This window comes from Salinivirga sp. (assembly GCF_055145285.1).
On record NZ_JBSRDC010000054.1, the window covers coordinates 1 to 12,710 of the forward strand.

Annotated in this window: 8 protein-coding genes and 1 pseudogene; 5 read left to right on the forward strand and 4 right to left on the reverse strand. The window is 39.3% G+C overall.

Annotation, left to right across the window (positions count from 1 at the left end):
- Positions 1–941 precede the first annotated feature (941 nt).
- The 3 genes from ACTB0Y_RS10595 to ACTB0Y_RS10605 all read left to right on the forward strand — a co-directional run bounded on the left by ACTB0Y_RS10595 (position 942) and on the right by ACTB0Y_RS10605 (position 3,679).
- Positions 942–1,394, forward strand: coding sequence for a helix-turn-helix transcriptional regulator (locus tag ACTB0Y_RS10595; protein ID WP_463206793.1), 453 nt, complete (start codon positions 942–944; stop codon positions 1,392–1,394).
- 35 nt (positions 1,395–1,429) lie between these two features.
- Positions 1,430–2,443, forward strand: a complete 1,014-nt coding sequence (locus ACTB0Y_RS10600) for a quinone-dependent dihydroorotate dehydrogenase (RefSeq protein ID WP_463206794.1) — start codon at positions 1,430–1,432, stop codon at positions 2,441–2,443.
- A gap of 66 nt (positions 2,444–2,509) precedes the next feature.
- Entirely contained in the window at positions 2,510–3,679 is a 1,170-nt protein-coding gene (locus ACTB0Y_RS10605) for an adenylate kinase (protein WP_463206795.1), read from the forward strand.
- An 11-nt stretch (positions 3,680–3,690) separates the two neighbouring features.
- On the opposite strand, the gene ACTB0Y_RS10610 is transcribed toward ACTB0Y_RS10605, so the two are convergent.
- The 3 genes from ACTB0Y_RS10610 to gyrA form a co-directional block, all read right to left on the reverse strand.
- Complete coding sequence (locus ACTB0Y_RS10610; protein ID WP_463206796.1) at positions 3,691–4,785, reverse strand: lipid II:glycine glycyltransferase FemX; 1,095 nt, start codon at positions 4,783–4,785, stop codon at positions 3,691–3,693.
- Between the two features lie 137 nt (positions 4,786–4,922).
- The gene (locus ACTB0Y_RS10615) at positions 4,923–6,095 is read right to left on the reverse strand and encodes a tetratricopeptide repeat protein (RefSeq protein ID WP_463206797.1); all 1,173 of its coding nucleotides are present in this window, start codon (positions 6,093–6,095) and stop codon (positions 4,923–4,925) included.
- A gap of 59 nt (positions 6,096–6,154) precedes the next feature.
- Positions 6,155–8,650: a DNA gyrase subunit A gene (gene gyrA / locus ACTB0Y_RS10620; protein WP_463206798.1), complete on the reverse strand. Its 2,496-nt coding sequence runs from the start codon at positions 8,648–8,650 to the stop codon at positions 6,155–6,157.
- A 164-nt stretch (positions 8,651–8,814) separates the two neighbouring features.
- Here gyrA and ACTB0Y_RS10625 point away from each other — a divergent pair, with 164 nt between their 5' ends.
- Both ACTB0Y_RS10625 and tpx read left to right on the forward strand, forming a co-directional pair.
- Positions 8,815–11,358 (forward strand): ATP-dependent Clp protease ATP-binding subunit, encoded by a 2,544-nt coding sequence (locus ACTB0Y_RS10625; RefSeq protein WP_463206799.1) that lies wholly within the window; start codon positions 8,815–8,817, stop codon positions 11,356–11,358.
- Positions 11,359–11,489: 131 nt separating this feature from the next.
- Positions 11,490–11,999 (forward strand): thiol peroxidase, encoded by a 510-nt coding sequence (tpx, locus tag ACTB0Y_RS10630; RefSeq protein ID WP_463206800.1) that lies wholly within the window; start codon positions 11,490–11,492, stop codon positions 11,997–11,999.
- Positions 12,000–12,056: 57 nt separating this feature from the next.
- Here the strand turns inward: tpx and ACTB0Y_RS10635 are convergent.
- Positions 12,057–12,710 (reverse strand): annotated as a pseudogene (locus ACTB0Y_RS10635) (hypothetical protein); the annotation flags it as partial.

Below are 12,710 nucleotides of genomic sequence, written 5' to 3' on the forward strand. Positions count from 1 at the left end.
ACAGCCATAATTTTAAACACCGCCCATATGTTAGAAAAACAAAAGTAGTCCCCCAATTGTAAAAAACAAAATCATAATGCACTCAATGGAAGTTATTTATGCGTTTGTGTTTTCAAGTTGGGTTAACGAGAAGGAAATTAGCTATGGTAAATGGCCTAATTAAAAAAAGTAAAACAAAGCCACTACTGCACATCAAATACAGCACTTTATAATTAACCCGCAAATAATTTAACTTGTAACGACAACAAACAGGATGGGGGCCTCAGCATGATCTACCAAAGATCACCAATAAGACATCATTCAACACGCACAATGTAATCCTTCAGCATTCGGGTCAAAGTACTTTCAAAGATATCAAAAAAAGAAGTAAAAAGAGGAGTAAAACACATAAAAACAACTAAGTTAACATACCTTAACTTTCCTGTAATTAACTATAATCCAATATAATAACAACTATTTATATAAATATACTTTAAGGTAATTGAAATAATTAATGACAAAATGACAAAAACAGAATAAAAAAAGCAGGATTATTGCTTTTATAAAACTATATATCAATGTGTTACGAATTTCATTGAAACTTAAGTATATGCCAAAAATTAGACCGCTAAAAAGTAATAAAACCCCCATGATTCGCCGAAATTCAAACAAGATTCTGCTGGTTGGCGGAACACACTGCGCTTTCGCTTCCCTTCGGTCGCCATAGGCTTGCCGCAGGTGAAACACTATAGCTTTAGCAGAACGAGGCACCCGCATGATTATAATGAAGCCAAAAATAGCGTACGATGTACATTTCATATATCATGGCGAGCTCCTCCGCCTTCTGCGGGGCAGGCTATCCGACCATAAAAAATTAAAATAAACGGATGAAAGATCAAAAATTAATAATTACATTTGTAATAACCACAACGATACAAAAGTAACATTAATACTGTTTACAAATGTCACTAATTAATAGGATCAAACAAATACAGGAAAAAGAAGGCTACACAGCAAGTCAATTTGCCGAAAAACTGGGTATTCAGCGTTCCGGTTTATCACATATTTACAGTGGACGTAATAAACCCAGTATAGGATTTATCCAAAAACTCATCTATCAGTTTCCGCAATATAATGTGGAATGGATTCTAAACGGCCAATTACCCATGTTTAAACAAACAGATAACCAAAAGAGCCATACATCCGCAAACCCTGATAAAAAGTCTGAACCTAACCTATTTAATACAGTCGAGAGCGAAGATGCGGCGCCCTATCATGTCAAAAATTTTAACGCTACAGATCATGATAACACACCGAAAACCCCTGATAAAAAGCAAAACACAGCAGTTAAACAAATCATTTTGGTTTATGAAGATGATACATTTGAAGTATTGCATAGCAAAAACACGAAATAATTCTTATTTTTGCCCTAAAGTCATACTGTTTACAAATGTATAAATCTATTATTCGTCCTTTATTATTCCAATTTACACCGGAAACGGCACACAAGTTAACCTTCCAGGCGCTTAAAATATTGCAATCGACTCCATATGCAACCAATTTACTGGAATCTGTTATAAAACCCCTCCATGAACCAGTAAAACTGATGGGGCTAACCTTCCCAAACCGGGTAGGTGTAGCTGCAGGGTTGGATAAAAATGCTGAATTGATTCCAATTTGGAAGGCTTTGGGATTTGGTTTTGCCGAAATAGGCACTGTTACGCCCAAAGGTCAACCCGGAAATCCGCGACCCAGATTATTCCGCTTACCCAAAGATCAGGCGCTGATTAATCGCATGGGATTTAATAATCAAGGGTTGAGTGTGATACACAACAGATTAAGAGACAGACCCCAGGAATATATAATTGGTGGCAATTTGGGTAAAAATACAGCTACTCCGAATGAAAATGCCATGGAAGATTACTTAACGGTATTTAAGGGTTTGTATAACGTGGTCGATTACCTGGTAATTAATGTAAGTTGTCCCAATATCAGTGATTTAGATAAATTGCAGGACCATAAAGAATTGGATATTATTTTGAGTGCTATTATGCAGGAAAGAAGTAAAATGGAAATAACCAAACCGGTACTGCTAAAGGTTTCACCAGATTTGAATGATCATCAGCTTATGGATACATTACAACTTGTAAATGATAAGGGTATCGATGGTATTATAGCCACAAATACAAGTATTGCACGTAGCGGATTGATCAGCAGTGCATCGCAAGTTAAACAGTGCGGAAATGGCGGTTTAAGTGGCCTGCCGATTGCGAATAGGTCTACACAGATAATATCGATGATTAAAAAAGAACTGGGAAGTAGTTTTCCGGTGATTGGTTCTGGTGGAATTATTAATGGAGAACAGGCCCGGATTAAATTAGATGCCGGGGCTGACTTGTTACAATTGTATACAGGTTTTATCTATTCAGGTATTGGACTTATTAAGCAGTGTTTACAACAGTAAACTATTAATATTGGTAAATTGTATAATGTTTTAAAAATAGGTGTTGAATAATTAAAAATAACGTTTATGCTAAACATAGCTCTATTTGGTCCTCCGGGTGCTGGTAAAGGTACTCAGTCTAAAATGCTTATTGAAAAATATAATTTAACGTATATATCAACAGGAGATATACTGCGGGAAGAGATTGCTGAAGGCACCGAACTTGGTTTAAAGGCTAAATCGGTGATTGAAAAAGGTGGTCTGGCATCAGATGAGATTATAGTTCAAATCATTGAACAAAAGATTAAAAGAAATCCATATGCCAATGGTTTTCTGTTCGACGGATTCCCCCGTACTATTGTACAGGCTTATATTCTGGAGGGTATGTTGTTTAAAATGAATAGCAGTCTGACTTGTATGTTGAGTCTTGAGGTTCCCAAGGAACAGCTTGTAAAACGTCTACGTGAGCGAAGTAAGGTTTCGGGTCGCAAGGATGATAACGAGGAGGTTATTCAGAATCGTTTGCGGGAATATGACCAGAAAACTATACCTGTAGCTTCGTTTTACAAAGATAAACACGTTTATTATGGTATAGAAGGACTTGGTACAGTAGAGGATGTTTTCCAACGGCTTGACGATGCGATCAAAAAGTCGTTAGAAGATCGTTGGGTTAACATAATACTTTTTGGTTATCCAGGTGCTGGTAAAGGTACTCAGGCCAGAAGGATTGCTGAACAATACAATTTACATTATATTTCTACGGGTAAAATTTTGCGTCAGGAAATCAAGGATAATACCGATATTGGTAAACTGGCCAAACCTTATATGGAGAAAGGGGCTATTGTACCTGATGAATTTGCCATTAAACTTATTGAGCGTAAGATGGAAGAAAATCATAAGGCCAATGGTTTTATTTTTAAGGGTTTTCCGCGCACTATGGTTCAGGCCTATATTTTGGATGGTATGTTACATAAGATGGGTTCTACTGTTACATCTGTATTCGAATTGAAAATAACCGCCACAGAAGCAGTAAAACGATTGGTAGATAGGAGTAAAACCGAGCGTCGGCGGCCTTATGACATGCAAATTGAGACCATTATTTCCAGACTGGAGGAATATGAACAGCGTACATTAAAAGCAAAAGAGTTTTACGATAAAAAGCATCTGCTACGGGTGATTGATGGAATAGGTAGTGAGGATGCAGTGCAGGAACGATTAAAAAATAAAATTGACAAAGTTATCAGGCAAACCCTGTAAACTAACCTTTGTTAATTGTGATATCCTTGCATTTGCTGTTCTTCTGTACGGAATACTTGATATTCGGTTTCGTTAAAAACATAGTCCCAGCAGCCCTGCCTATGAAAAAGGTCTCCACCAAATCCTTTTTTAAATCTGTAGAGGCCATACATTGGATGCGTGGGATCTGCCGTGGGTGAGACGCCAAACATATCGTAGGTTTGACAGCCCTGTTGCTGAGCTGTGATCATGGCTTCCCATTGAAGTTTGTAAGGTCCCATTAAATGGCGTTTTTTTGAGGAAGAAGCGCCGTAAAGGTAGGTTGCACGTCCATTATTCATAGAAAGTATCATACCTGCCAGGGGTTCGTGATCTTTTTCGGCTATAAGTAACTCAAGCCGGGTTTCGGGGTCTGCTTCTTGCGATTCCCACATCGTTTCAAAGAACTGATATTCATCGTAATGTATATGGTTACGTAAAGTTGTTTCGCGGTAAATGCGATACCAGGTAGGAAGGTCTGTTTTATCGGCTCTCCGCACAGTCACGCCTTTACGGCCCGATAGCCTTACGTTATACCGGGTTTTCGATTTCATGTTTCGTAATATACTTTCAGAATTTTTTGTGAGGTCAATAAATACGGTATTACTTGGCAGAACATCGGTTCCGGCTTTGCGCAGGGAATGATTCCGTGTCCCAAAATTCATACGCAATTCCCGGATATGGGGTGCCGGATTCCCGAGCCAATTGTCATTTTCATCGAAGCGTTCTGGTTCATAAATCCAGGGCGTTTCCCATGATACATCAAATCTTAGAAAAAGACAATTTGAAGGCAAATATGATTTGATGCTTTCAGTTATTTGCTCCAATACGTCGCCATAATGAAAGTTTTCCGGTACTTCGAAGGGTATGTAGGGCACGTAGGCCATATAGGTGTCAGAGGCTATTTTTTTGTTTAAAACCAAAATGTCTGCATAAGTTATTACATTATCAGATTCAGTCATTTTTAAATGAAATGCCTGAATATTCCAACCATGTTGTTGTTTAAATTTGGCCCAGAATCTTGTTTGTTGAGGTATATAGTTTTCCGATATTTCCATCGGATGCTTTTTAATGATATTTAAATCCATAATTTAGAATGTTTTGCGGCCGCGAATCTAACATTTCTATTGTAAAAATCCAAAAAGCATATTGTCCTATAATTTATATTATGTTAAATAGATTATATCAAAAGAAGGGAGAAAGCCATAACCTTCTCCCTTAGGTATTATTTCTGTTCTTCTAGTTTTTTCTTCACTTCTTCCAGTTTCTCGGCGTAACCTTCCTTACCGCGTAGCTGCATGTAAATGGTTTTGAGATTTTTTAAAACCTGCTGATCTTTAGGTGCAAGTTCATGTGCGCGTTCAAAGTATCTGGCAGCCCGCATAAACTCTTTTTCTGCGTCTTTAAGCAGTTGCTTATATTCTTCCTCTTTTTCCAACGGTAAATTATTGGCTTCATTACGCAACTCTGCTGCTTTGTTAAAGAATAGCCTGGCCATGTTATACATTACATCCACATTGTCCGGGTCAATTTTCATGGCTCTATCGTATGCTTCCTGTGCTTTCTCCGGCTGCCCCATTTCACTGTAGACATTACCCATTGCAAAGTAAAGTGTTACATTTTCCGGATCAGCCTTAATGGCCTTTTTCATATATTTCAGGGCTTCTTTGAGTTTCCCGGCTTTGTTGTAATAATCTACAAGCAAAAGCATGATGTTTTTATTGTCTTCGGATTTTTCAAGGCCTTCCTGCAAGGTTTCCACGTATTGCACTGTATCATTTTGTTCTTTGTAGTTTTGTGCAATCAGTAAATAACATCTTGGGATCTCATGCCCCATTTCAATACTTTTGCTGAACATTTCATTGGCTTTCTTAATTTTTCCTGTTTGCTGCGCCGCTATACCAGCGTAAAAATAAATTCCCTTATCAATATCTTCTATATTGAAAGTTTTTTCCAGCCTGGCAGCATTGATCAACTGGTTTAAAGTATTGAGTGCCTTTTCGGGTTGTTCGGCTCTTATTTGCCTTATACCCTGATTTAATGCTTGTTGCAAAGCAATATTGAAAAGGTTCAGTACATCCTCTTCGTACCTTCCACGATCATCAAGTTCAAGGGATTTTTCGAATGATTTCATGGCGACTACCAATGGTGCTTCATGTAAATGCGAAAAAGCTGTGTCCTGAAAAATCTTTTGATAAATCATTCCACGGTAATACCATGTTTTAGCATCATCCCTGGTTTTTGAATGATCTTTAGCTTCGTCAATGGCTTTCATAGCCTTTTCGAGTTCATTATACTTTGGCTTGGCGTAATTAAACGCACTCACCACGTTTGACCGCTGTGCCTGAACATAAGTAAACCCACTTATCAATAAAACGATTAAAACGATTTTTTTCATGTTGGTATCTTTTTTTGTACAGTTCAAAAATATGCGATTTTATATTATTAACAAATATTTTATTGTTCTTCTGTATTATTCTCATCTTCTATTTGCACATCTTCTATCTCCTCGTCACCATTGCTTTCTGCATATGCAATAGCTGCAATATGATCATCTTTTTTCAGATTAATCAACCGAACACCCTGTGTGGCTCTTCCCAATAGGCGCATTTTTTCGACCGATAGACGAATGGTCAGTCCTTTTCTCGTAATAATCATGATATCATCCTGATTGGTAACGCCTTTAAGGGCGATTAAATTACCTGTTTTTTCAGTGACATTCATGGTTTTAACACCTTTACCACCTCTTCTGATGATGCGATAATCCTGAATTAAAGAACGTTTACCATAGCCTTTTTCAGAGACTACAAGTATATCTTCCGATTCATTTTCAACAGTAATCATGCCAATCACTTCATCGTCGCCAGAAATTGAGATGCCACGTACACCTGCGGCATTTCGTCCAACAGTTCGTACGTTTTTTTCAGGGAAGCGTATAGCTTTTCCGGATTTTACACCCATAAGTATATCGTGCGCTCCGTTGGTCAGCTTAGCCTCAAGCAATTCATCGCCTTCTCTGATATTTACTGCTACAATTCCATTGGTGCGTGGTCGTGAATATGCTTCCAGTAAGGTCTTTTTAACCACACCTTTTTTAGTAGCGAGAATAATGTAATGTGATTTAATATATTCTTCATCCTTGAGGTCCTGAATATGAATATATGCTTTAACCCGGTCATCGGGTTCTATGTTAAGCATATTTTGCATGGCTCTTCCTTTAGAAGTACGTGTACCCTCAGGTATTTCATAAACCTTCAACCAGAAACATTTACCTTTTTCAGTGAAGAATAACATGGTATTGTGCATGGAAGCTACATACATGTGTTCTACAAAATCGGCATCACGCGTAGACGAACCCCGGGCTCCTGTTCCGCCTCTACCCTGCGTCTTAAACTCTGTTAGGGCTGTCCGTTTGATATAACCCATATGAGAAATGGTTATTACCACATCTTCATCGGCATAAAAATCTTCCGGGTTGAATTCCTCTGCATTCATTACAATTTCTGTACGTCGTTCATCACCGTATTGCTCTTTTACTTCAACCAACTCGTCCTTTACAATACCCATTCTTATTTCTCTGTCGGCAAGCACTTTTTTATACCATTCAATTTTTTCCAGAAGCTCATTATACTCATCTCTGAGTTTGTCCTGCTCAAGTCCGGTCAACTGACCAAGACGCATATCAACGATGGCACGTGCCTGTGCATCTGACAGTTCAAAACGTTCCATCAGGCGATTGCGTGCTTCTTCCCTGTTGGATGAGCTTTTTATGAGTTTTATTACTTCATCGATATTATCGCTTGCCACAATCAAACCTTCGAGAATATGAGCACGTTTTTCGGCCTGATCGAGTTCATATTGCGTACGACGTGTTACCACCTCGTGCCGGTGTTCTATAAACTCGTGAATAATCTCTTTAAGATTAAGCAGTTTGGGCCTTCCTTTAACGAGTGCAATACTGTTTACACTGAATGACGATTGTAATTGCGTATATTTATAAAGTTTATTAAGTACAACGTTGGCAATGGCATCACGTTTTATATCATAAACAATGCGCATACCATTGCGATCCGACTCATCATTGATGTTGGCAACACCTTCGAGTTTTTTATCATTTATCAACTCAGCCGTTTTTATAATCATTTCGGCTTTGTTGACCATGTATGGGATTTCTGTTACAATGATACGTTCCTTACCGGAATTATCAGTCTCTATTTCAGATTTAGCTCTCATAACTACACGGCCTTTACCGGTCCGGTAAGCCTCCTTAACCCCTGAATATCCATAGATGGTACCTCCGGTTGGAAAATCCGGTGCTTTTACATGCTCAATGAGCGTTTCCATTTCAACTTCGGTATCATCAATGTAAGCTATACAAGCATCTATTACATTGGAGAGGTTGTGTGGCGGAATATTGGTGGCCATTCCCACGGCGATACCTGATGTACCATTGACCAATAGCGTTGGCAGCCTTGTAGGCAGCACGGTTGGTTCCTTCAGGGTATCATCGAAGTTATATTGAAAATCGACCGTATTTTTATCGATGTCAGCAAGGGTGAGATCTGAAATACGTTGTAAACGCGCTTCAGTATAACGTAGTGCTGCCGGACTGTCACCATCGACCGACCCAAAGTTACCCTGGCCATCTACCAGCTTGTAACGCATGGACCAGGGCTGAGCCATCCTGACCATCGTGAGATAAACGGAAGAATCACCGTGCGGGTGATATTTACCGAGCACCTCTCCCACAATACGTGCCGATTTTTTATAAGATTTGTTATAAGTTACACCCAGTTCATGCATACCAAACAGCACCCTGCGGTGTACCGGTTTTAAACCATCTCTTACATCCGGTAAGGCCCGGGCTACAATAACCGACATTGAATAATCAATGTAGGCAGATTTCATCTCTTCTTCGATGTTAATCTTTTGAATTTTCTCTCCTTCAGCCATTCATTTTACATTTTGAAAATTAGCATTCAAAAATACAAATAATGGTGGTATATCCTATTGTTTTAGACCGAACTTTATCAACAGTTAGATGTTCATAAATAATGGTCTGTTTTTTGAAACAAGAATGTTAAATTTACATATTCAAAAGTTAAAGCAAAGCGCTTATGAATGCACAATATTCAGAAAGATTACATGAAGTTTTATCATACAGCCGGGAAGAAGCAATACGCCTTGGAAATGAATCCATTAGCGTGGAGCATCTTTTCTTAGGTATTCTACGCGAAGGCGAAGGGCCCGCAGTTGATGTGCTTATCTCAATGGGAATAAAACTGTTTGAATTACGACAAACCATTGAAGAGCAAATCAGGCAAGACAAAGTGACCGATATTGCTAAAAAAAATAATTTGCCCTTACTTAGACCGGCAGAACGTGTTTTAAAACTTATACATCTCGAAGCTAGATCGCTTGAGAGTGAAAAGGTTGACACACAGCATCTTATGTTGGCAATTTTAAAAGAAGAAAATTCAATAACAGCTATGACATTGAGGGAAATGGAAGTAGATTACGACAGGTTTAAAGAAAATTATTTAAAATATAGTCCACAGGCACGCAGTGACTCCGGTTACGGCGACGAAGAAATGGATGAACCGGGCGATTTTCAATCTTCTACAACCAAATCAGACTCTGATACACCTGTACTTGATAATTTTGGTGTAGATCTTACTAAAGCCGCTGAAGAGAAACGGCTCGACCCTATTGTTGGGCGGGAGACTGAAATTGAGCGACTTGCACAAATTCTTAGTCGTCGCAAGAAAAACAACCCGGTACTGATTGGTGAACCTGGTGTGGGAAAATCGGCCATCGTAGAAGGTATGGCCAGCCGCATAGTAAAACGGCAGGTTTCGCGCGTATTGTTCGACAAACGCATCATGACCCTGGATTTGGCCTCCATCGTAGCCGGCACCAAATACCGTGGACAATTCGAGGAGCGTATTAAGGCCATACTCAACGAGTTATCGAAAAACGATAACATCATCTTGTTTATCGACGAGATACATACCATTGTGGGTGCCGGTGGTGCCACCGGGTCACTTGATGCGGCCAATATGCTTAAACCAGCACTTGCGCGTGGCGAAATACAATGTATTGGCGCCACTACCCTTGACGAATACCGGCAGCACATTGAAAAAGATGGTGCCCTGGAACGCCGTTTCCAGAAAGTAATGGTTGAGGCCACTTCGCAGGAAGAAACCATGGAGATTTTGCACCGCATTAAAGATCGTTACGAAGAACACCACAATGTGAATTATACGGAAGAAGCCCTTGATGCGTGTATTAAATTATCCATGCGGTATATAAGCGATCGCTATTTACCTGATAAAGCCATTGATGCACTTGATGAAAGTGGTTCGCGTGTGCACATTTCCAATATCAATGTACCGGATCGTATTTTGGAACTTGAAAAAGAAATTGAAAAAATTCACGACGACAAAATAAAAAAGGTACACGAACAAAATTTCGAGCAAGCTGCTGCATTGCGCGATACAGAACGCAAGAAAAACGACGAGCTCGAAAAAGAGAAAGAAAACTGGGAACAGGAGTTGATTAAACACCGTGAAACTGTTACAGAAGAAAATGTGGCAGAGGTTATTGCCATGATGACAGGTGTACCCGTCCAACGTATTGCACAAACCGAAGGTAACCGCCTGCTTAAAATGGGTGAAGAAATACGCGAAAACGTGATTGGTCAGAAGCAGGCCATTGGCAAAATAGTGAAAGCAATTCAACGCAACCGTGCCGGTCTTAAAGATCCGAATAAACCAATTGGTACGTTTATTTTTCTGGGTCCTACAGGTGTGGGTAAAACACAGTTGGCAAAAGTGCTGGCTGAATATTTGTTTGATTCTCAGGATGCCTTGCTGCGGGTAGATATGAGCGAATATATGGAAAAATTTGCTGTATCGCGGCTCGTTGGAGCGCCTCCAGGATATGTGGGTTATGAAGAAGGCGGACAATTGACTGAAAAAGTACGTCGTAAGCCTTATTCAGTGGTATTGCTTGATGAAATTGAAAAGGCACACCCTGATGTGTTCCATATTTTACTGCAGGTTCTTGACGAAGGTCGTTTGACCGATAGTTTTGGTCGACGGGTAGACTTTCGCAATACCATCATTATTATGACCTCCAATATTGGATCGCGTGAATTGAGAGAATTCGGACAAGGCGTAGGTTTTGCCACCTCTGCCAATGTAAGCAGTGCTGATGATCGTGCCAAAAGTATCATTCAGAAAGCCCTGAAAAATGCATTTGCCCCGGAATTCATTAATAGACTCGATGACGTGGTAATGTTTAATGCTTTGGATAAAGCGGCTATCCATAAAATTATTGATATTGAACTCAAAGGTTTGTATCAGCGCACCGATGAATTGGGTTATAAACTTGAGCTTTCGGCACCAGCCAAAGAGTTTATTGCCGACAAAGGTTTTGATACACAATACGGAGCTCGTCCTTTAAAACGTGCTATTCAGAAATACCTGGAAGATGAGATGGCTGAACTGATTTTAAAATCGGATATCAGTGTGGGCGATACCATTAAAGCTGTCTTCAGCAAAAAGGATCAGAAAATCGAATTCAAAATAAAGAAAGCTGATAACGAGGTAAATACCTCGGATGATAATGGAGGAAGTAAGAATATACAGAATAATTAACAATTGATTACAACATTGATTGGCTGCCGGCTCATTTACATGGGCCGGTTTTTTTTGCTTTTATAAGAACAAATCTCTTTTCTAAGTGTAAGAACCCATAAATAATTAATTAACTCTAAAACAAATTAGCAATGAATAAAAACGATGTAAAAGTTACTTTTGGTGGTAACCCGGTAACACTGGTTGGAAAAGAAATAAAAGTCGGCGAAAAAGCCCCTGACTTTACTGTAATCAATAATGACCTGAAACCTGAAAAGTTGAGCGATTATAAGGGTAAAACACGGATCATTTCTGTATTCCCATCAATTGATACACCTGTGTGTGCTACACAAAACAGGGTATTCAATCAAAAAGCATCAGAACTTGATAATACTGTAATTCTATCGGTATCGAACGATTTGCCATTTGCTCAGAAGCGATTTTGCGGTGCAGAGGGCATCGATCAGGTTATTACCCTGTCCGACCATAAGGATCTGGAGTTTGGTTCGAAATATGGCTTTTTAATCGATGAATTAAGGCTGCTTGCCAGAGGTGTAGTTATAGTCGACAAGGATGACATTGTTCAATATGTTGAATATGTTAGTGAAATTGGGGAAGAACCCGATTATGAAAAAGCTATTGATGTTGCTAAGAAATTATAAAAGTAATCTTGAAAAAAAACTGCTGATTCCATGTTGAATCAGCAGTTTTTTTATGTTCTAATCTTTTGAAGTTTCCGTCAAAAAATATGATTTACTAATATTTCCGTAATTTAAATCTTCATCCTCAATGAAGTAATAAACACCTCCCCAATCGTGTTTAACTTTTATATAAACCGTAACCACACCATTTTCATTAATATATATTTTAGTCAGGGTCTTATGCGGTTTTTCAATTTCTTTGACGGTTTTGTGTTTGGTAAATACTTCAGAAAGTTTGTTTTTATATGCTTTTATGGCCTTTTGACGTTCTGAGTCAGACAGTTTATTGTTTTTGGCCATATTTTCCAGTTCTTCCAACGTCCCTTCTGGTAAATCGGTTTCCTTTACCTGTTTTCCCTGATTTCTGGCCTTCTGCTGTGCAAGCTTTCTGGCCTGCTCTTCGGCCTCTTGCCTTCTTTTTGCTGCTTCTTCTTTACGTCGTTGCTCTGCCTCCTGCTGACTGCGTATTTTGTTTGCTTCTTTTACTTTTTGAATGCTGTCCTGCCGGCGTTTGATTTGGGCCAGTTTGGCGGCCCTGGCTTCTGCTGCTTTTTTGGCTTCTGCAATAGAATCCTGCCGGTGCTGTTCCGCCTCTGCTTGTTTCAAACTATCCGATCTGGCTCTTACACGTGCAGCTTCACGGGCACGTTTTAATGCTTCCTGGCGTTTGCG